General features: G+C 72.7%; 18 protein-coding genes and 4 pseudogenes. 11 read left to right on the top strand and 11 right to left on the bottom strand.

The features are described 5' to 3' along the window. Positions 1-309: 309 nt before the first annotated feature. The gene (locus tag ACIBAF_RS12590; RefSeq protein ID WP_399463161.1) at positions 310-1,749 is read right to left on the bottom strand and encodes a PTS transporter subunit EIIC; all 1,440 of its coding nucleotides are present in this window, start codon (positions 1,747-1,749) and stop codon (positions 310-312) included. A gap of 16 nt (positions 1,750-1,765) precedes the next feature. Next, positions 1,766-2,689 (bottom strand): N-acetylmuramic acid 6-phosphate etherase, encoded by a 924-nt coding sequence (murQ, locus tag ACIBAF_RS12585; RefSeq protein WP_399463160.1) that lies wholly within the window; start codon positions 2,687-2,689, stop codon positions 1,766-1,768. A gap of 70 nt (positions 2,690-2,759) precedes the next feature. Between murQ and ACIBAF_RS12580 the strand changes: the two genes are divergently transcribed. Then, positions 2,760-3,155: a hypothetical protein gene (locus ACIBAF_RS12580; protein ID WP_399463159.1), complete on the top strand. Its 396-nt coding sequence runs from the start codon at positions 2,760-2,762 to the stop codon at positions 3,153-3,155. 7 nt (positions 3,156-3,162) lie between these two features. After that, positions 3,163-3,441 (top strand): DUF4031 domain-containing protein, encoded by a 279-nt coding sequence (locus ACIBAF_RS12575; protein WP_399463158.1) that lies wholly within the window; start codon positions 3,163-3,165, stop codon positions 3,439-3,441. On the opposite strand, the pseudogene ACIBAF_RS12570 reads toward ACIBAF_RS12575, so the two are convergent. After that, positions 3,431-3,946, bottom strand: a pseudogene (locus tag ACIBAF_RS12570) (GNAT family N-acetyltransferase); the annotation flags it as partial. The gene ACIBAF_RS12575 and the pseudogene ACIBAF_RS12570 overlap by 11 nt on opposite strands. A gap of 20 nt (positions 3,947-3,966) precedes the next feature. After that, positions 3,967-4,617, bottom strand: coding sequence for a hypothetical protein (locus ACIBAF_RS12565; protein WP_399463157.1), 651 nt, complete (start codon positions 4,615-4,617; stop codon positions 3,967-3,969). A 128-nt stretch (positions 4,618-4,745) separates the two neighbouring features. Between ACIBAF_RS12565 and ACIBAF_RS12560 the strand changes: the two genes are divergently transcribed. Further along, positions 4,746-5,474 carry a copper homeostasis protein CutC gene (locus ACIBAF_RS12560; protein ID WP_399463156.1) on the top strand — a complete coding sequence of 243 codons (729 nt, stop codon included), beginning with the start codon at positions 4,746-4,748 and terminating at the stop codon, positions 5,472-5,474. Positions 5,475-5,913: 439 nt separating this feature from the next. On the opposite strand, the gene ACIBAF_RS12555 is transcribed toward ACIBAF_RS12560, so the two are convergent. Further along, on the bottom strand, positions 5,914-7,995 hold the full coding sequence (locus ACIBAF_RS12555; RefSeq protein ID WP_399463169.1) for a HelD family protein: 2,082 nt from the start codon (positions 7,993-7,995) through the stop codon (positions 5,914-5,916). 299 nt (positions 7,996-8,294) lie between these two features. Here ACIBAF_RS12555 and ACIBAF_RS12550 point away from each other — a divergent pair, with 299 nt between their 5' ends. Continuing rightward, entirely contained in the window at positions 8,295-8,480 is a 186-nt protein-coding gene (locus tag ACIBAF_RS12550) for a hypothetical protein (protein ID WP_399463155.1), read from the top strand. Between the two features lie 81 nt (positions 8,481-8,561). Here the strand turns inward: ACIBAF_RS12550 and ACIBAF_RS12545 are convergent, their stop codons facing one another. The 4 genes and pseudogenes from ACIBAF_RS12545 to ACIBAF_RS12530 form a co-directional block, all read right to left on the bottom strand. Then, a complete protein-coding gene (locus tag ACIBAF_RS12545; RefSeq protein ID WP_399463154.1) occupies positions 8,562-10,205 on the bottom strand; it encodes a DNA repair helicase XPB in 1,644 nt (547 codons plus the stop codon). 494 nt (positions 10,206-10,699) lie between these two features. Next, positions 10,700-11,569: a GNAT family N-acetyltransferase gene (locus ACIBAF_RS12540; RefSeq protein WP_399463153.1), complete on the bottom strand. Its 870-nt coding sequence runs from the start codon at positions 11,567-11,569 to the stop codon at positions 10,700-10,702. An 87-nt stretch (positions 11,570-11,656) separates the two neighbouring features. Further along, complete coding sequence (locus ACIBAF_RS12535) at positions 11,657-11,821, bottom strand: hypothetical protein (protein WP_359274138.1); 165 nt, start codon at positions 11,819-11,821, stop codon at positions 11,657-11,659. Continuing rightward, positions 11,818-12,396, bottom strand: a pseudogene (locus tag ACIBAF_RS12530) (radical SAM protein); the annotation flags it as partial. The pseudogene ACIBAF_RS12530 and the gene ACIBAF_RS12535, both read right to left, overlap by 4 nt. A 7-nt stretch (positions 12,397-12,403) precedes the next feature. Here ACIBAF_RS12530 and ACIBAF_RS12525 point away from each other — a divergent pair. The 3 genes and pseudogenes from ACIBAF_RS12525 to ACIBAF_RS12515 form a co-directional block, all read left to right on the top strand. Next, positions 12,404-12,775: pseudogene (locus ACIBAF_RS12525) on the top strand (transcriptional regulator); the annotation flags it as partial. A gap of 14 nt (positions 12,776-12,789) precedes the next feature. Further along, complete coding sequence (locus ACIBAF_RS12520; RefSeq protein ID WP_399463152.1) at positions 12,790-13,179, top strand: hypothetical protein; 390 nt, start codon at positions 12,790-12,792, stop codon at positions 13,177-13,179. 276 nt (positions 13,180-13,455) lie between these two features. Further along, positions 13,456-14,010, top strand: a complete 555-nt coding sequence (locus ACIBAF_RS12515) for a hypothetical protein (protein ID WP_399463151.1) — start codon at positions 13,456-13,458, stop codon at positions 14,008-14,010. 31 nt (positions 14,011-14,041) lie between these two features. On the opposite strand, the pseudogene ACIBAF_RS12510 reads toward ACIBAF_RS12515, so the two are convergent. Then, positions 14,042-16,687: pseudogene (locus ACIBAF_RS12510) on the bottom strand (helicase-associated domain-containing protein). Positions 16,688-16,841: 154 nt separating this feature from the next. On the opposite strand from ACIBAF_RS12510, the gene ACIBAF_RS12505 reads away from it, so the two are divergent. Together ACIBAF_RS12505 and ACIBAF_RS12500 are read left to right on the top strand one after the other, a co-directional pair. Then, positions 16,842-17,858: a hypothetical protein gene (locus tag ACIBAF_RS12505; protein ID WP_399463150.1), complete on the top strand. Its 1,017-nt coding sequence runs from the start codon at positions 16,842-16,844 to the stop codon at positions 17,856-17,858. Between the two features lie 65 nt (positions 17,859-17,923). Next, a complete protein-coding gene (locus ACIBAF_RS12500; RefSeq protein WP_399463149.1) occupies positions 17,924-18,541 on the top strand; it encodes an HAD family hydrolase in 618 nt (205 codons plus the stop codon). Here the strand turns inward: ACIBAF_RS12500 and ACIBAF_RS12495 are convergent. Further along, positions 18,538-18,789 carry a hypothetical protein gene (locus ACIBAF_RS12495; protein WP_399463148.1) on the bottom strand — a complete coding sequence of 84 codons (252 nt, stop codon included), beginning with the start codon at positions 18,787-18,789 and terminating at the stop codon, positions 18,538-18,540. The genes ACIBAF_RS12500 and ACIBAF_RS12495 overlap by 4 nt on opposite strands. A gap of 288 nt (positions 18,790-19,077) precedes the next feature. Between ACIBAF_RS12495 and ACIBAF_RS12490 the strand changes: the two genes are divergently transcribed. Beyond that, entirely contained in the window at positions 19,078-19,461 is a 384-nt protein-coding gene (locus ACIBAF_RS12490; RefSeq protein WP_057579095.1) for a cold-shock protein, read from the top strand. 18 nt (positions 19,462-19,479) lie between these two features. Next, a complete protein-coding gene (locus ACIBAF_RS12485; protein WP_399463147.1) occupies positions 19,480-19,980 on the top strand; it encodes a hypothetical protein in 501 nt (166 codons plus the stop codon). The last annotated feature ends 35 nt before the right edge of the window (positions 19,981-20,015 follow it).

Raw genomic sequence — 20,015 nt, 5'->3', positions numbered from 1 at the left:
CACCCCCCAGGTCATGCCTTCGACAGGGGGACACAGTCATGCCGGGCCCGGAGGCCAGCGGCCCCGTTGCAGGACCGCGAAGAACATAACGGGGGCGACCGGTTCCCGGAGGGCGGGGTGATTCATCGAGGGGCGGGGGGCTCCCGGCAAGCGGGTGGTTTGCGGAGGGGAGACCGGTTGCCCGGAGGGTGGGGTGGTCTGTGGAGGGGTGAGGTGTTTTCGGAGGGCTCAGTGGGCCCCTGAGGGGGCAGTGGTTTTCGGGGGGTGGGATGGGGCTGGCCTGTTGAGGCGGGTGAGTGGGCGTTTATGTCACGGTGATGGAGGCGCGGTGGGTTTGGGTGGGCGGTCGGGGATGCCGAAGAGGTAGGTCGCCGTGAAGCCGACCGCGTAGCCCGTCAGCAGGCCGCCCGCGTAGATCGCCGCTGTCACGCCCAGCCCTCGGTTGCCCGAGAGGAGGGGGAACAGGGCCCAGCCGGACGGGCCGATCGCCGTCGCGCCCACCTTGTCGCCGAGCATCGCGAAGAAGCCGACGAACGCTCCGCCGGCCGCGCCGCCCGCGCAGGCGGTGAGGAACGGGCGGCCGAGGGGGAGGGAGACGCCGTAGACGAGCGGTTCGCCGATGCCCAGCAGTCCGGCCGGGAGCGCCGACCTGATCGTCGTCCGGATGGACGTGTCGTGGCGCAGTCGGACGTACACCGCCATCGCCGCGCCGACCTGGCCCGCGCCCGCCATCGCCAGGACGGGCAGGAGGACCGTGTAGCCCTGCTGGGCGATGAGGGTGGTGTGGACGGGGATGAGGGCCTGGTGGAGGCCGAGCATCACCAGCGGCAGGAAGAGGCCGCCGAGCACGAGGCCGGCGAAGGGGCCAGTCGTCGCGAGCAGCCAGTTCGCGGCCGTGCCGATGGCCGACGAGACCGCGCCAGCCGCGTACATCAGGCCGTACAGCGTGCCGAGGCCCGCGACGAGGACCGTCAGCGTGGGGGTGAGGAGCACGTCCAGGGTCTGCGGGACGCGGCCGCGGCACCATCTCTCCACGCGCGTCGCCAGCAGTGCGGCGGCCAGCGCGCCGAGGACCCCGCCCTGGCCGGGGGCGAGCGTCACCCCGAACGCCGTCACCTTCGCCACCCCCGGGTGGACGACGATCGCCGCGACCGCGCCGCCCAGGATCGGTGTGCCGCCGAACTCCTTCGCCGTGTGGTAGCCGACGAAGACGGCGATCAGCGCCATGAAGCCGGAGGCGACGGCGGTCAGCGCGGGCGTGAGGCCCGGCAGCCAGCCGGCGTTGAGGAGGAGCCCGTTGACGCCGGCGAGGATCCCGCAGCCGATGAGGGCGGGGACGAGCGGCACGAAGACGGCGGCCAGGCGGCGCAGGGCGGTCTTCAGCGGGGTCGCGTTGCGCCGCCGCCGGGCCGCCCTCAACTCGGCCCCCCGCGCGGCCAGTTCATCGGCGGTCGAGAGGCCGGCCGGACAGGGGCCGAGCAGTTTCTCGAACGCGGCCGTCACCGTCGTCACCGCGCCCGGTCCGAGGACCACCTGGTACGAGCCGTCGTCCACGACGACCCCCAGCACCCCGGGCACCGCCCGCAGCGCCTCCTCGTCCGCCCGCGACGGGTCGGCGAGGCCCAGCCGCAGCCGGGTCATGCAGTGGGCGACGGAGACGACGTTCGCGGGGCCGCCGACCAGGGGCAGGATCGCGGCGGCTGTGGAGGAGGCCGGGGAGGAGGCCGGGGAGGAGGAGTCGGTACGCACTCCCCGAGCGTGCGGCTCAGCCGTTCGCGGCGGCGAGCGCCGCGCGCAGATGTCCCCCGGACTCCTCCAGAAGGCGGGCGGCCGTCGGCCCGTCCGCCCCCGCCAGCAGCACCAGGATCGCGTTCTTCACTTCCCCGTCGCCGGCCGCGAGGGCCGCCTCGACGTCGCTTTCGTCCGCGCCGGTCGCCAGCGCCACGATCCGCCGCGAACGGGCGCGCAGCTTCTCGTTCGAGGCGCGGACGTCGACCATCAGGTTCCCGAACGTCTTGCCCAGCCGGATCATCGTGATCGTCGAGATCATGTTGAGGACCAGCTTCTGCGCCGTGCCCGCCTTCAGCCGGGTGGAGCCGGTGAGCAGTTCGGGCCCCACGACCACCTCGATCCGGTGCTCGGCGGCGGCCGCCAGCGCACTTCCCGCGTTGCAGGCCAGCGCGACGGTCAGCGCACCCCGTGCCCGGGCGTAGGCGAGCGCGCCGACGGCGTACGGGGTGCGGCCGGAGGCGGAGACGCCGACCACGGTGTCGTCCGGGGTGAGGGAGAGCGCGGCCAGGTCCGCCTCGGCGAGCTCCCGGGAGTCCTCGGCCCCCTCCACGGACGTGACCATCGCCGCCGGCCCGCCCGCGATCACCCCTACGACCTGCCCGGACCCGGTGTTGAACGTCGGCGGACACTCCGACGCGTCGAGCACCCCGAGCCGTCCGGCGGTGCCCGCCCCGGCGTACACCAGCCGCCCCCCACGCCCCATCCGCTCGGCGATGGCGTCGACGACGGCCGCGATCCGCGGAAGCTGCGCGGCCACGGCCCCGGGCACGCCGGCGTCCTCCCCGTTCATGAGCCGGGCGAGATCGAGCGTGGGCAGCAGATCGATCTCGGCGAGCTCGGGGCGGAAGCCTTCGGTGGTCAGTACGTCGAGTTCGGCGCGCAGATCACGTGAGTTCATCGGGGCTGGCTCTTTCCGAAGCGTGGGGACGACCTTTGGGTACGCGGTCAAGAGTGCGCACAATAGGGGCATGGATCCCATCGACCACCCCGTCAGCCCCTTGGAACAGACGTTGCACGCCGCCCGCGCCCTCGTGCTCGCCGACCTGGCCTCGGGCGAGGTCGCCGCGGCAGACGTCGTGTCGATGGTCGAGGAGTCCGTCGTGCAGCGGCGATGGTGGGTCGAGCAGTGGCCGGAGGGCGCGCAGTACGTGGCCGGGCTGGTCGCGCAGGACGTGCAGGACGCGCTGCTCGAACGCCACGGCCGCTGGCCGCTGTGCCCGGTCTGCGGCTCCGGCGACCCGCACGCGCTCGACGTCGAGCCCGAACTCGGCCCGGACCCGCACTGGGTGTGCCACAAGGCGGGCGTGAAGGTCGCGTCGGTGGGCTCGCTGGGGTCGGCCATGGGAGGCGCGTCGTCCTCGTGAGGCTCTCGTGACCGTCTACATCGACCCGCCGAACTGGCCGGGCCACGGCCGCATGTGGTCCCACCTCGTCAGCGACGTCTCGTACGCCGAACTGCAGGCGTTCGCCGACGGGCTGGGCGTTCCCCGGCGCGCCTTCGAACGCGACCACTACGACATCCCGTCCCATCGGTACGCCGAAGTCGTGGCGGCCGGTGCGGTGGAGGTCAGCAGCCGTGAGGTGATCCGGCTGCTGACGACGTCCGGTCTGCGCAGACGCAAGGGCGGCGGCCCCGGGGTCACCCCCTGAGTCGCGTGAGCTCGTACGCGTACTCGCCCGCGCCCTCCTCGCCCACGCCGTCGCCCTCGTCGCCGCCGACCCGGACGAACCCGGCCCGTTCGAGCACGGCCCGGGAGGCGGCGTTGGCGTGCTCGACGACCGCGAACAGGCGTCGTACGTCGTCCCGCGCCAGCGCCCAGGCGGCCAGCGCGCGCAGCGCCTCGGTGGCGTAGCCGTGGCCGCGGGCGGCCTCGACCAGGTCGTAGCCGATCTCGGTGCGGCCGTCCTCGTCGGGGGCCGCGTGGAAGCCCATGCTGCCGACGGCCCGGCCGTCCTCCCGTCGGACGAGGACGTAGAGGCCGAACTCGGGCCGGTGCACGCCGTTCACGTACGCCTTCACGAGCATTCCGGCGGCGTCCCGCGTGCCCTCGAACGGGCCGCCGCCGAGCCAGCGGAAGCCCCCGCCGCCGCCCGCCCGCAGTCCGGCGGCGGCGGACGGGGTGACGCCTTCGAGGGTGAGCCGGGCGGCGGGGATGCGCGGGGGCGCAGGGGCGGTCATGAGGCGAGGAGCTCCAGCTCGCCCCGCAGGTTGTAGCGGGCCGTCTCCTCCCACCGCGCGCTCCCGTACGGCGTCCTGAACAGCCGGGGCAGATCGAGGAGTTGGCGCAGGATCGCCGCCCGCCCGGCGCGGAAGGCGTCGTTGGGGACGAAGTGGTACTCCTCGCGGACGGCGGCGGTGTAGGCGGCGTACGCGGACGGCGGTGCGGCGAGGATCGCGAGGTCGGCGTCGCACAGGACCTGGCCGTCGCGGTCGTCGTCGGCCGGGTCGTGGGTGACGGTGAGCCGGACGAGCCGGGCGACCTCGGCGGTCCGCTCCCGCGACACGCCGGCCTCGGGCAGCGCGCGCTCGGCGAGCCGGGCGGAGCGCTCCTCGTTCTCGGAGCGGTCGGGCAGGTAGACGGCGTCGTGGAACCAGGCGGCCAGCCGGACGACGTCGGCGTCGTCGGCGTGCGGCTGGAGCTCGTCGACGCGGTCGAGGACGGCCGTGAGGTGCGTGAGCGTGTGATAGCGGCGCTGCGGCTCCTGCCAGCGGGCGAGGAGATCGTCGGCGTACGGCGTGGGGTCGGGGCCGCCGACGGGGGACCTGGCTCTCTCCAGGGCGTGACTGAAGCGGCTGCGCAGGACGTCGAGATCGAGATCGGCCATGGCCTCATTGTCGCGCGGGGGGCCGATCCCGGGTGAGCCGGGAGCCGCGACGGCGTATCCTGAAATTGGACTAGACCTGTAGCCGCCACGCCCGATGGCGCTCGACGAACGCCGACGAATGGGGTCCCATGAGCAAGCGTGCAGTTCTGGAGGTGATCGCCCTCGACGTCGAGGACGCGGTCGCCGCCCAGGCCGGAGGCGCGGACCGCCTCGAGCTGGTCACCGACATGGCCGCCGACGGGCTCACCCCGCCGGTCGCGACCTTCGCCGGGATCCGGGCCGCCGTCGACCTCTCCCTGCGCGTGATGCTGCGTCTGTCCGCGGGCTTCGCCGCGGGAGCCGCCGCCGACGTCGACCGCCTGGTCCGGGTCGCCCGCGAGCTGCGGGCGGCGGGCGCGGACGAGTTCGTCCTCGGGTTCCTGGACGCGGAGGGCGGGGTGGACCTGCCGGTCGTGGAACGGATCGTCGCCGAGCTGGACGGCTGCCGCTGGACCTTCCACCGCGCCCTCGACCACGCCGCCGACCGCGACGCCCTGCGCAAGCAACTGGACGGCCTGCCCGGACTGGACGCCTACCTCACGGCCGGCGCCGCGGCGGGCGTCGACGTCGGCCTGCCCACCCTCCTCGCCGAAGCGTCCCGCCGCGGAGAACCGGGCTATGAGCAGCACCTCCTCGTCGGCGGAGGCCTCCGCCTCGACCACGTCCCCACCCTCCGCTCAGCCGGCATCGACGCCTTCCACATCGGCGGAGCGGCCCGCCCCAACGGCTGGACCGGCCCCGCGTCCGCGCACGCCGTAGCGCAGTGGCGCCACACACTGGACGAAAACCCACCCACCCAGCCCGGACCCGCCGAGTAGCCCGAGCGGGGTTCGTCAGGCTGGGCAGGGCTGCCAGCCTGGCGGGTCGTGAGCTTGAGGCGGGTTAGTCGGGCCGAGCTGGGCTGAGTCCGAGCCGGGTTCGCCAGCCTGAGCGGGGTCGTCGGCCTGGTGGGTCGTGAGCCTGAGGCGGGTTCGTCGGGCCGAGCGGGGTCGTCGGGCTGGTGGGTCGTGAGCTTGAGGCGGGTTGGTCGGGCCGAGCGGGGCTGCCGGCCTGGTGGGTCGTGAGCTTGAGGCGGGTTAGTCGGGCCGAGCTGGGCTGAGTCCGAGCCGGGTTCGCCAGGCTGAGCGGGGTCGTCGGCCTGGTGGGTCGTGAGCTTGAGGCGGGTTCGTCGGGCCGAGCTGGGCTGAGTCCGAGCCGGGGTCGCCAGGCCGAGCGGGGGCGTCGGCCTGGCGAGATGCGTCGGGTTGGCTTGGGCTGTCAGCCGAGTTGTGGTGGTAGTGGGGCTGTGTGGGTGACGGTCAGGCCTGAGACTGCTCGGGTCAGGGCTACATACAGGCGTCGCAGGCCTGTGCGTTCGTCCGGTTCGGCGTCGACCACCGCCTGGGGTTCGTCCAGGACGACGTAGTCGTACTCCAGGCCCTTGGCCAGGGAGGCCGGGACCAGAGTGAGGCGGGTTTCGGCCGTCGTCTCCTCGCCGGGGGAGAGGTGGGCGAGGCCGGCCGCCGTGAGGGCTTCGGTGAGGGCCGGGATGCGGGCGTCGGCCGCGATCAGGCCCGTAGAGCCCTCGTTGCGCAGCGACTCCTCGCAGGCCGCGACGACTTCGGCAATGTCCGAGACCGGGCGGAGGTCGAAGAAACCGGGGTTCTCGCGGACCGACGCGACCGGGGTGAGACCCGGGGCGATGTGCGGGAGGAGGCGGGAGGCGTAGGTGATGACGTCCGTCGGGACACGGAAACCGGCCGTCAGCTCCTCGATCACCGCGTCCGACTTGCCGAGGTGGCCGAGGGCCTCCTCCCAACTCCGGGTCGCCCAGGGAGTGGTGCCCTGCGCGAGGTCGCCCAGCACAGTAGCCGAGCCCGTCGTGCAGCGGCGGCCGACCGCCCGGTACTGCATGGGGGACAGGTCCTGCGCCTCGTCCAGGACGACATGGCCGAGGGAGTGCGTGCGTTCGACGAGGTCCGTCGTCTCGTCGATCAGCACCGCGTCCGCCGCCGACCACCTGGCCGACTTCACCGACCGCACCGGCTTCGCCCACAGGATCGTCTTCTGCTCGTCCTCGCTGAGCACACCCTTCGCGTGCACGGCGAGGAACTCCGCGTCGGACAGCAGCCGCAGGACGAGCTTCGCCGGGTCCACGGCCGGCCAGACCGCCTTCACGGCCGCCTTCACCGCGCTGTTGCGGGCGACGGCGTCCTGCACCCGGTCGTCCGGGGCCTCGCCCGAGCGCTCCATCTGCACCAGCACCGCGTGCGCGATGCGCTGCGGCAGGGCCTCGCGGGCCGCGCCGTAGCGGATGTCCCGGTCCAGCAACTCCCGGACCATCTCCTGAAGTTCGTACGCCGGAACCCGCCAGCGCCGTGAGCCGCGCACGACGACGATCGGCTCGGCCGGAGTGCCGACGTGCGAGTAGACCGCCCGGCGCAGCACCTCCGCCATCCTCGCGTCGCCCTTGACGACCGCGGCCGCCGAGTCGTCCGCGCCCCGCACCTCCACATGGGCCACCAGGTCGTCGACCGTGCCCTGGCGGACCGTCAACTCACCCAGGGCGGGCAGTACTTGCTCGATGTAGTGCAGGAAGGACCGGTTCGGCCCGATGACCAGCGTGCCCGTGCGGGCGAGCCGCTCGCGGTGCGCGTAGAGGAGGTAGGCGACCCGGTGCAGACCGACGGCCGTCTTCCCGGTGCCCGGGCCTCCCTGCACGCAGACCGTGCCGCCCAGCCCGCTGCGGACGATCTCGTCCTGCTCGGGCTGGATGGTGGCGACGATGTCCCGCATCGGGCCGACGCGCGGCCGCTCGATCTCCTGCTGGAGCAGCTTGCTGGTGGCGGCCGCCTCGGAGGGGTCGGAGAGGTGCTCGTCCTCGTACGCCGTGATGTCCCCGCGGGTGTAACCGAAGCGGCGGCGCAGCCCGACGTCCATCGGGTCCTTCTTCGAGGCCCGGTAGAACGGCTGCGAGACCGGCGCACGCCAGTCGATGACCATCGGGTCGCCGTCGTGGTCGTGCACGTGCCGTCGCCCGATGTACAGCTTCTGATCAGCGGCCTCCGGCCGCGGGCTCTCGCCCTCCGCGCCCTCCGCCTGCTCCGCGCCCGGAGCGTGCAGGTAGTCGAGGCGGCCGAAGAACAGCGGGGTGTCGCTGAGGTCGGCGAGCGCCTTGATGCGCTCCCCGATCTGCCGTTCCAGGATCTGCGCGTTGACCCAGTTCGCGGTGACGTCGCTGATGTCGAGGGACTCGACGTCCTCGCGCATGGCGCGCAGTGCGGCACGGGAGGAGGCGAGGTGGCCGCGTTCGCGGGCGAGGGGGTCGTCGTCGTGGGCGGGCGTGGACGGCGTGGACAAGGGGGTGCCTCCGGGCCGGCTGAAGGTGGGGTTGCGGGCTGCGGGATGCCGTCCGGTTTCCGTCCGGGCGGCGGCGCTCCGGTTGAGGGAGGCGGGCAAGAGCGGAGATTCTAGGTGCACGGAGGAGGCGCGTGCCAACGGATTTTCCGGCCGTCCGCGAACGCCCCCCGTGCGACCCCTACGGGACGGCCCTCCACCCGTCAGGGGACGCTCCACCCCCACAGGTGTACTCAGGTAGTAGGAGAACTGGGGACCTGGGACCGATGCCCCCTTTATGCCTCGGATCCCATCATGGAGACATGAGTGCAGCGACCCTCAACCCAGCCCCCGGTCGCCCGTCCGGCGCGACCCCCCTGTCCGACGTCGACATACACCGCCACCGTCTCGGCGACGCCCTGCGCGCCGTGAAGGTCTTCACACGCGCCGCCTTCGACGTGATCATCCTCGGCGAGTACGGAGCGGAAGCGGGCGTCCGCCGTAAGTGACCCCGGCCGAGCCCGCCTTGGATGCTCCGGAACTCAGCCCGGAACTCAGCCCGGAACTCAGCCCCGAACTAAGCCCGGAACTCAGCTCTCCGCCAGCAGCTCGTCCGCGTCCATGATCCGGTAGGCGTAGCCCTGTTCCGCCAGGAAGCGCTGGCGGTGGGCCGCGAAGTCCTGGTCGATGGTGTCCCGGGCGACGACGGAGTAGAAGTGGGCCTGGTGGCCGTCCGCCTTCGGGCGCAGGACGCGGCCCAGGCGCTGTGCCTCCTCCTGGCGGGAGCCGAACGTGCCCGACACCTGGATCGCCACCGTCGCCTCCGGCAGGTCGATCGAGAAGTTCGCGACCTTCGAGACGACCAGCACGCTGATCTCACCCTCCCGGAACGCGTCGAAGAGCTTCTCGCGCTGGGCGTTGGAGGTCTCGCCCTTGATCACGGGTGCGTTCAGGTGCTCGCCCAGCTCGTCCAGCTGGTCGATGTACTGGCCGATGACCAGGATCTGCTGCCCGGCGAACCGGCGCACGATCGCCTCCGTGACCTTCCGCTTCGTCGCGGTCGTCGCGCAGAAGCGGTACTTCTCCTCCGCCTCCGCCGTCGCGTACGCCAGCCGCTCGGAGTCGGTCAGGTTGACCCGGACCTCCACGCAGTCCGCGGGCGCGATGTAGCCCTGCGCCTCGATCTCCTTCCACGGCGCGTCGAACCGCTTCGGCCCGATCAGCGAGAACACGTCCGACTCGCGGCCGTCCTCGCGGACGAGCGTCGCGGTCAGGCCGAGACGGCGGCGGGCCTGGAGGTCCGCGGTGAACTTGAACACGGGCGCCGGCAGCAGGTGCACCTCGTCGTAGAGGATCAGCCCCCAGTCCCGGGAGTCGAACAGCTCCAGGTGCGGGTAGACGCCCTTCCGCCGGGTCGTCAGCACCTGGTAGGTGGCGATGGTGACCGGCCGGATCTCCTTCCTGGTCCCGCTGTACTCGCCGATCTCGTCCTCGGTCAGCGACGTCCGCTTCACCAGCTCGTGCTTCCACTGCCGCGCCGAGACCGTGTTCGTGACGAGGATCAGGGTGGTGGACTTCGCCTGGGCCATCGCCCCCGCGCCGACGAGGGTCTTGCCCGCGCCGCACGGCAGGACGACGACCCCGCTCCCGCCGTGCCAGAAGTTCTCCACCGCCTGCTTCTGATAGGGCCGCAGCGCCCAGCCGTCCTCGTCCAGCTCGATCGCGTGCGCCTCGCCGTCGACGTACCCCGCGAGGTCCTCGGCCGGCCAGCCCAGCCGCAGCAGCGTCTGCTTGATCTGCCCGCGCTCGGAGGGGTGCACGACCACGGTGTCCGGGTCGATCCGGGCCCCGATCAGCGGGGTGATCCGCTTGGAGCGCAGGATCTCCTCCAGCACCGGCCGGTCGGTGGTCGTCAGCACCAGACCGTGCGCCGGGTGCTTGCTCAGCGTCAGCCGGCCGTAACGGTCCATCGTCTCGGCGATGTCCACCAGCAGCGCGTGCGGCACCGGGTAGCGGCTGTACTGCACGAGCGCGTCGACGACCTGCTCGGCGTCGTGCCCGGCCGCCCGCGCGTTCCACAGGCCCAGCGGGGTCACCCGGTAGGTGTGGATGTGCTCCGGCGCCCGCTCCAGCTCCGCGAACGGCGCGATGGCCCGACGGCAGTCGTCGGCCTGCTCGTGGTCGACCTCCAGGAGCAGGGTTTTGTCGGATTGGACGATGAGAGGACCGTTCACGTACGCGCACATCCCTTCCGCACGGACCAAACGTCCAGTGTGCCGCACGGCGCGCCCAAACGGTCGGCCGCTGACTCGCGGGCTTCCCGGCGAAACCCGTGCGGACGTCGCGCTGACCCTGCGCAACCCTGCACCCCGGTCGGGTGTCTGACCAGGGGAGCAGCGCGGTGGGCGCGACGCGGTGAGGACGCCAAGTACGCCACCGAGAGCGCTGAGGACTCCGACATCGTCGAGCGCGGGCACCGTCGCGCCGAAGCCGCTGTCGCCTGACCCCGCCGCGATCCGGGCCTCGATCACCCGCCGCACCTCGGCCCACAGCGCCCCGTCGACGTTCCCCGGCCACAGCACCCAGCTGCCCGTGGCGGCCAGCACCGCCGCGGCGCCCGCGCCGACCGCCCCCCTGCGGAACGACAGGACCGACATGAGCGGCCGGTCTCCAGGGCTCTACCCACCTGTTCGGCCCGGGGCTCGCATCGGGCAAGTCCATCTGACGGTTATGCCCGTGTGGTGTGGGCGAAGCCGAGAGAGGCCAGTCCTTCAGATTGGCACAGCATGTCGGAGGGGCCGCCGACCTCGGTCTGGAGAAGCTGGTAGGTGGCGCCGTGGGACTGGCCCCAGTGCATCGCGGCTCGCCAGAGGACGCGGCCCAGGCCTTGTCCTCGGGCCTCGGGCAGGAGGGCGAAGTACTGGGGCAGGAGCTGAGGGCATCCGATCGCGTCGGGGCGTACTTCCATGGGGCCGATCGCGCCCACGATACGGTTCTCGACGGCAGCGGTGAGGACCGGGCCGCACCGGCCGGCCTGCATCTGGGCGTGGAGGAAGGCCAGGCCGTCGGCGGCCATGGCGGTGGCGAATGGGGCGAAGGTCTCCTGCACGGCGGCTGGCCAGTCGGTGACGGGGCGGACCGGGCCGCTGGGGTCCGGGCAGGAGCGGGCGGTGAAGTCCTGGAGCTGGATGCGGGTGCCGCGCGGGGATTCGGTCTCGGGGCCGAGCGGGCGCACGACCCTCGCGTTGACTGCGTCGTGCACGGCGGCGAGCTTCGCGGCCAGTTCGGCGGCTTCGTCCACGACGCTGTCGCGGTGCCCGTAGGCGAAGACCTTGACGGTGCCGCGTCCGCGCCGGGCCAGGGTGGGGATGAGGGTGTGGCCGGGTTGGTGAACCACTTCGCCGCGAAGGACCGTCTCGTCCTTCTCGCTTCCCCAGCGCCGGTCCTTGTCGTAGTGGAGGAAGGATCGGTCAGTGACGGCCGCTCGCAGGGTGTCCTCGAAGAGGTCGATGGCGAGGACCTGAGGGTGGACGGGGCCGAGAGTCGGCACGATCGGCGCGGTCAATACGGGCCGGAGCCAGTCCCAGCGGAAGAACATGAGCGGCACCCTAACGGTCGGCCGGTCAGGGCTCAGGCCCCGACGCGAACGCGCCAGGGCCTGAACGGAACGACTGGATTGTGTCCGTCAGTGGGGATTGTCGTCGCCTGCGTCGCAGGAGCACTCCGCGCTCTCCACGACGTCGTCCAGATCCGGGACGGCGGTCACTGAGAGGGCTGCGACGGGCGGTGCCGCCCGGCGCGCCGAGGCTGGCGGGCCGGGCAGAAGGGTCACCAGTACGGGAGGGGTCATGATCCGTTCTCCTTGTCTCCGTGTTGGCAGTAGCTGTGCAGCGGCGCCTTCGCCTCCTGATAGTGCTTGGCCAGGGGGCGGCAGACCCGGCAGGTGCCGGACAAGGCGCAGCCCTCGCACCCTCCGGTGCGAAGCATGAGGCGGTCGGCGATGGCACCGAGCCGGGTGAGGCCTTCGATCCCTTCGGCCATGAGGTCGATCTGGTCGTCCCGGCCGACCTTGCAGATCGACACCTTGGCGTGCGGGTCGGCGTGGAAGAAGGTGTGTCCCGCGTTGCATCCCGCGAACGGCTTGCGCTGCCGCAGGTGGGCGGCGGACTGGGCGAGCAGCGGCTCACCGCCGCCGTAGATTGTGGGCGTCATGTTCGTGTACGCGTGGTTCTCGACGTTCCACTCCTCGGCGAGGGCAGCCATCTCGTCGGCTTCAGAGGCGTTGTCCTCGGTCACCACGACGTTGATACGCAGCTGCAGGCCCGCCTCGCGTGCGGCGTACATGCCACGCCGGAACGCCTTCCACGCACCACGGCGCTGGGTGAGTGTGTCGAAGGACTTTTCGCTCGCCCCGTACATGCTGGACAGCACCAACGGTGGATGGCTCCGGTTCGACGGAGCGCGTCTGGCAGAGGAACGGGGGTCGCGTTACGTACAGTTGGGCCGTCTCGACCTCGCGGAGAACGCTTTGAGGGATGCCCTGGAGCAGACAGCCTTGGCGTCCGGGCAGTCGTACCGGCGGCGGGGAGCAGTGCTCACCGACCTGGCCGCCATCGGTGCGAAGCGGCGGGATGTCGAACAGGTTGTGGTGTATGGCAGGGAAGCCATCGAACTGGCCCGCTCCTCCGGGTCCGGGTACGTCGTCCGTAGACTCCAAGCCCTGTGCGACGAGTTCGGTCCCTTGAGCCGCGACCACCGCGTGGCGGAACTGGGGGCGGAGATCGCCACGCTGAGCACGCCGTGACGAGAGGGGTAGGCATGTCGCAGACCGAGGGCGCACGACTGTTCCGGGAAGCCTGGATCGCGGGAGTCCGCCAGCACTTCCCGGGAGAGCCGAAGGCCGGCTACGTGACCCCGTGGGATGACACACCGCAGTGGGAGCGCGAGGCAGCGGGTTCCGTCTACGAGCAGGTCCGTCACTTCATCGAGATCAGCGGCGGCACCACGGCACGGCTGTCCCGTGAGCAGAAGAGCCGCTTCGTTGCGACGTGTTGGACGGCCCAGATGTTCAAGTACTTCGGGGACCCGAAGCCGGGATACGTGGCCGACTGGCCCGACCTCCCGTCGTGGCAGCAGGAGACCGACGCCGACATCTTCGAGGCCATCGAGAAGGCACGGAGCCTGATTGCTGGTGAACTCTCGACCTGATATAGGGACGAGAACACTGGGCTAGGCCATTTTTTCCCTCAGAGAGGGCAACTCGCGCGATAGATGCGACTTCTCGGTTCTCCCTGGAGTTCCGCGCGTCCAAGGGCCACTCCATGAGCTGCGCGCAGCATTTCGCCAGCGACCGGGTTGGAACGCTCGGGCTTCCCGGCGAAACCCGTGCGGACCTCGCGCCGACCCTGCGCAACCCTGCACCCCGGTCGGGTGTCTGACCAGGGGAGCAGCGCGGTGGGCGCGACGCGGTGAGGAGTTCACGGGATGTCGGTCCTGTCGTTCCGCAGGGGGGCGGTCGGCGCTGGCGCCGCGGCGGTGCTGGCCGCCACGGGCAGCTGGGTGCTGTGGCCGGGGAACGTCGACGAGGCGCTGTGGGCCGAGGTGCGGCCGGTGATCGAGGCCCGGATCGCGGCGGAGTCAGGCGGCAGCGGCTTCGGCGCGACGGTGCCCGCGCTCGACGCCCGCTGGTTCTGCCGGGCGGAGCCGCTCGAACTGGAGGCGCACGCGGGCGACGTCCGGGCGGGCGTCAACACCCTGTGCATCGAGTACGGCGTCCAGGACGGCAGCCTCGTGGAGTGCGGCGCCGGACAGCACCCGCAGGTGGTGCGGCTCCAGCGGGACGGCTCGGCCGACGGCGGCTACCGGGTCGTCTCCCGGGAGGAACCGCCGGACGGCGCGGGGTACGGGCGGTGGACGCACTCCCACTTCGGCGTCTACGTCAGGTCCTCGCTCCGGGAGCCGATGTCCTCCGCCGCCCTGGAGACCGAGGCCCGCGCCCACTTCGGCCTGCCCGCGGACGCCTCCGTCAGGGAGTGCTGAAAACGCCGGGAGCCGGCTTTCACCTGGGCCCTCAGTCTCCCGCCAGCTCCGCCACGCCCGTGATCCGGTGCAGCGGGTAGGTGCGGACCTCGTCCGCCGTGTGGTCGTACGCCGTCACGAAGCCGCCCTCCACCCGGACCGGGGCGATGACGCGCTGGCTGGCGGTGCCCTCGGCGTTGACGTAGCCGATCCACAGGGCCTCGCCGGTGAGGACGGCGGCCTGCATGGTGGCGAGGGTCTCGGCGGAACTGGTGCGGGGGAGTTCGCCGTGGGCGAGCGGGCCGGCGTCCTCCGTCGGCTTGCGCGGAGCGGTCGCGGCCAGGTCGCCGGCCCGGATCGCGCGGATCGCCGCCGTGAGGAGCGTGGCGTCGGGGACCGGCGGCCCGTCCGGCACCGGCTCGGGGGCCGTGCGGGGCGGGGTGCGATGCGCGTGGGCGCGGGTGATCAGGACGTCGCCCTCGGCGGACTCCGCGGCCGGCGCGAAACCCATCGCGCGCAGCCCGTCGAGGAGGGTCGCCGGGTCGGCCTGGGCCGCGAGCACCGTGGGGGCCAGCCTGCGCAGCCGCAGGGCGGCGGCGCGCTTGTCGGCGAGGATCTCGTTCAGCACGGCGTCGTCGTCGCAGCGCACATACGCCGAGGCCGCGCCCACCCGCAGATGACCGTGCCGGCGCGCCACGTCGTCGATCAGGTACGCCAGCGGCTGCGGCACCGGCGTACGCGAGTGCTCGGCGAGGAAGGCGTGCAGGTCGGAGGCGCTGCGGCCGGCGTCCAGGGCGCGGCGCACGGAGCCGGGCGTGAAGCGGTAGACGGTCGCGCCGCCCTTGGACTCGACGTCCGCGAGCACGTTCAGCACGGCCGCGAGCGGGCGCCGCAGCGGGCCGGGCGCGACCGCGGTCAGATCCGCCTGGAGCAGGACGTGGTCCAGGGGCTCGGGGAGGAGCGGGGCCAGCAGCCGGGCGGCGGACGCGGTCGCGACGGCCTGCTCGGGCGGTGAGAGGGGGGCCTGGGCGCGGGCGGCCGGACGGTGGTGGTGGGCGGGCAGCTTATCGCCGGGGCCGGCGGCCGGGGCGTCGTGCGCGGCGCCGCCAGGGCGGTCATGGGAGTGGTCATGCGGGTGGTCATGAGCGCCGGCGGACGGTTTCGTCGCGGGCGGCGTGCCCAGCAGGGCCCGCCCGTGCGCCGACAACGCGCCCCGGCCGGTCACGCCCAGCATCTCGGCCTCCGCCAGGGTCCACCGGGCGAGCCGGGAGCGCAGATCCCCGTCACCGGCCTGAGAACCGTGAGACCCCTGAGAGCTCTGCGAGCCCTGAGGCCCCTGCGGGCCGCGCAGGGGGCGTTCCCAGCGCAGGCGGGCCAGCAGCGCCTCCGCGTCGGGCGTGGCGCCCTCGGGCAGCGCGGCCAGCAGCGCCAGCACCCGGTGACGCACCTCGGGCGCGGCGGACCGGTCCAGGCCCGGACCCAGCGCCGACAGCGCCCGCTCCTTGAGATCCCGGCCGCCGACCACCCCGGAGGTCCGGGTCGCCGCCAGCCACGCCTGCGCCAGCTGGGCCCACCGCTCGGCGGGCGGCCGCTCCAGCCACTCGTCGTACTCCGGCGTCGCCGCGTACCGCTCGTCCGCCTCGCCGTCGGAGGCGAGCAGCCCCGCCGCGTACGCCAGCTCCACCCAGAACGCGGCCACCGGCTCGGACACGTCCAGCGCGACGGCCGTCCGCTTGAGGTCGCGCACGCTCAGCCCGCCGGCCCGCAGCACCGCGGGACCGCCCTCGTCCCAGTCCTTCAGCAGCTCCTCGACCGTCGCGAGCGCCGTGTACGCCTGCCCGGCCGCCGTCGCGTCCACAACCTGTGGAGGATGCACGGCGCCCGGCTCCACGGCCGGCGGCGCCGGTTCCGGCGCGCGATGAGCCCGCCCCCCGCGCAGATGCAGGGCGACCTCCCGGGGCAGGACGACGGTCCCGGGCGCCGTCGGCAGTAGCAGCCCCCGGTCCAGCAGCCAGCGCAGCCGCGCCGCCGGATCATGGGTGACCTACCCGTACGGCGGCCCCCACACCAGCCGCTCCAGCACGTCGAGGGAGTCGGCGGGGGCCTCGGCGAGCAGCGCGGCCATCTTCTTGCGGTGCCCGAAGAGGGCGGTGAGCGCGGCGACCGCGGACACCGAGTCATGCGTGGACGGCAGCCCGGCCGCCGCCACGATCTCCTGGATCCGGCCCGGCGACATGCCCGCCGTCGCCTCCCGCACATTCGGCCCGAGTCCCGTCGGGGACGGGTGCTGCGGGGACGGCGCGAGGAGTTCGCGGGCGGTGCGCACGAGGTGCAGGCGGTCGTCGGCGCCCCACACCAGGGCCTGCTCGCGCAGCGCGGCCAGGGCGCCGGGGAGCGCGTCGGCGACGGCCGGGTCGCGGGCGTCCCCCGCCATCAGCCCGAGCAGCTCCTCGTACGTCGCCGGGTCGTCGGCAACGGCCAGCGCCTCCGCACTCTGCAGGGCGAACCGGTCGAGCCGTTCCAGGGCGCGCACGACCGAGGCACGCGTGCCGGCCCGGGTGGCGAGCTGGGTGAGGTCGGTGGGGACCGGGGTGATGAGGTCGGGTCGGGCGCGCAGGAGCGCGGCCAGGGAAGCGTCGTCCCGGGCGCGGAGCGCTGCCGCCAGGGAGCGGGGGGCCAGCTGGTCCTCGGTGCTCATCTTGCCCACGGTAGCGGGTGCCTCTGCCGGTGGGGCGGGCGTCGACGGGGGCTGCCGCCCCGCTGCCCCCGCCGTCGGTCCTGCGAGGCCTGCCCTCGAACTCCTGCACTCTCGGCTGCGCGGCGCGGGCAAACAGACGGGGTAGCTTCTTCCCGTGGGGATCGAGAGCGACCAAGTCGTCTACGAGTATCTGAGCCGGGTCGGGGATGTCGCGCAGCAGCGGCAGTTGTCGTCGGCCACCCGGATGCGGCTCGTCTCCGAGCTGCGCAACGAGATCGACCGCCGCCGGGCGAAGGCCACGGTCGACTCGCCCGCCGCCGTCCGCCGCATCATCGACCGCCTCGGCAGCCCCGACGACATCGTCGCCGCCGCAGCCGACGGCGGCGCCGGCGCCCCGCAGACGCCGACGCCCGCCGTGCCCGTCCAACGGGACCGCGAGGAGCGGCCGGCGCGACCGGGGCGGTCGAAGGGGATCCGGCGGGTCGTGCCACGCCCCCGGCCCGGCTCGCCGCCCCCCGCACCCCCCTCCGACGTCCCGTCCCCGCCGCTGGAGGACGGCCGGGAGACGCCCGACTGGTGGCTGGACGAGCCCGCCCCGCTCGGCCTCGGCGACGACGTGCCGGGCTTCGTCGGCGGCGTGGAGATCCCCGACCTGCTCAAGCCCCCGCCGAGAGCGAAGGACGACGAGGACGAGGACGACGATGAGGACGAGGACGAGGTCCTTGTCGCGGGTGCGGAAGCGGAGGCGGCGGAGGACGAGGGCGCCGGCCTCCGCCGGCGTCGACGGCTTCGGTTCCGCCGGGCCTCCGCCGGTGGGCCGAGGCGTCGTTGGAGCAACCCGCTGCTCCTCCTCGCCGCCGCGTGCCTGGTCGCGGGTGCGGTGCTCGGCAACGGGAAGGGCCTCCTCGCGCTGGTCCTGGGCTGGGCCATCGCCTACGCCTCGCGACGGCTGACCGAGCGGGAGACGAAGGCGGCGGTCATGTGGCTGCCGGGTCTCTCGGTCACCGCCGGGCTGGTCTGGCTCTGGGGGCGGTCCACCAAGCGCTGGGGCGAGCCCATCGTCGACGGGCAGATGAGCGACGCCGTCGCCCAGACCTGGCCCTGGGTGCTCCGGGGTGCGGCCGTGGCGTCGGCGCTGTTCCTGGTCTGGCGCTCGCAGAAACAGAAGTAGGAGAAGCAGGAACAGAGAACAGGACAGAGAACAGGACGGTTGCGGCCGCCGGGCAGAATGGCCGCATGACGTCACCCGTGCTCACCGTCGGCTTCGACCTCGACATGACCCTGATCGACTCCCGGCCCGGCATCCGCGCCACCTACCTGGCGCTCGCCGAGCGGACGGGGACGTACATAGACGCCGACCTCGTGGTCACCCGCCTCGGTCCGCCGCCGGAGACCGAGCTGGCCCACTGGTACCCGGCGGAGCAGGTGGCGGCCGTCGCCGACGTCTACCGCTCGCTGTACCCCGAGCACGGGGTCACCGGAGCGACCGCGCTGCCCGGCGCCCGGGAGGCGATCGCGGCCGTGCAGGCGGCCGGCGGGCGGGCGATCGTCGTCACCGCCAAGCACCAGCCCAACGCGAAGCTGCAGGTGGAGTATCTGCGCCTGGCCCCCGACGCGGTGATCGGCGACCTGTGGGCCGAGCGGAAGGCGGAGGCGCTGCGCGAGCACGGCGCGCGCGTCTACGTCGGCGACCACGTGGGCGACGTCCGCGGCGCGCACGCCGCCGGGGCGCTCTCGGTGGCCGTGCCGACCGGGCCGATCGGTGCGGAGGAACTGCGGACGGCCGGTGCGGATATCGTGCTCGCCGACCTGACCGAATTCCCCGCCTGGCTCTCCGCCCACCTGGGCGACTAACGTTCCGCGCCCCGCGCCTGACGGCGGCCGGCCGCGACCGACTGGAGAACGCCCGCGGCGGCGATCAGGAAGCCGACGCCCATGAGCATGCTCAATCCGAACATGTACGTAGGAAAAGGCGTCGTGCCGAGGAACAGCGGGGCGACTGTGACGAGTGTGGCCACGGCGCCGACGAAGAACACGATGGCACCGGCACGGATCAGTCGGTCACCGGGGGCGGCGGAATTCGTTTGGGTTTTGTCACGCACCGGACCAGGGTAGTTCCCAGCCCTGAGGAACAACCGGGGGACGTCTTGTCACCGGACGCAAGACCATTAGCCTTGGTACCGGCGGGTCATGGACGACCCGCCCAAGTGCTATCCAGAGCCGTTCCGTAACGGTTCCAGAGCTGTTTCCGAAGCAGTTTTCCGACGAGTACGAGGACGAGGACAGACGTGCCTACCGGCAAGGTCAAGTGGTTCTGCTAGGCACATAGGGTCTCCGCCGTTTCCAACGAGCCATCCGGCTCCGACACACCGAGGACGAGGTCACATCCCATGCCGACGGGCAAGGTCAAGTGGTTCAACAGTGAGAAGGGCTTCGGCTTTCTCTCCCGTGACGACGGCGGTGACGTCTTCGTCCATTCCTCCGTCCTGCCTGCCGGAGTCGAGGCGCTGAAGCCGGGCCAGCGAGTGGAGTTCGGCGTCGTCGCCGGACAGCGCGGCGACCAGGCCCTCTCCGTCGTCATTCTCGACCCGACCCCGTCGGTCGCCGCGGCGCAGCGCAAGAAGCCCGACGAACTGGCCTCCATCGTCCAGGATCTGACCACCCTCCTGGAGAACATCACCCCGATGCTGGAGAAGGGCCGCTACCCGGAGAAGACCTCCGGCAAGAAGATCGCAGGTCTGCTGCGCGCGGTCGCCGACCAGTTGGACGTGTAGTCCCTCGGACAGGCCGACGTGAGCGACATACGAACCCAGCCCGGTGGCGGCGCTGCCGCCGCCCCGCCCCCGCCCCCTGAGCTGCTGGAGCGGATCCGGCGGCAGCGGCGGCACACCCTGGAACTGCTCACCGTGTCCAGCGTCGGCCTGGTCCCGTGGACGGTCCTGCTCTGGTTCACCCTGCCCAGCGGGTACACGGTCCGCCAGTGGCGCACGGCCTGGGTGGGATTCGACGTCCTGCTCGTGCTCGCGATGGCGTGCACCGCCCTGCTCGGCTGGCGTCGGCACCGGGCCGTCGCCGTGGCGGCCGCCGCGACGGCGGCCCTGCTGGTCTGCGACGCGTGGTTCGACGTGTCGCTCGCCCTCGGCACCCCCGACGTGTGGCTGTCGGCGGTGCTCGCGGTGTGCGTCGAACTGCCCCTGGCCGTGTTCCTCATCCGCAAGGTCCTGGGGATGCTGTCTTTGGCCCACTGGCCGCCCCGCACGCCTCTGGGCGAGGGCGACGACCGGAAACCCTAGGGAACCGGAACCTCAGGGGACCGGAAACCTCAGCG

The organism is Streptomyces sp. NPDC051677 (assembly GCF_044453465.1).
Taxonomy (GTDB): domain Bacteria; phylum Actinomycetota; class Actinomycetes; order Streptomycetales; family Streptomycetaceae; genus Streptomyces.
Note: the sequence above shows the minus strand (reverse complement) of the source record. Positions and strands in the feature narration are given on the sequence as shown.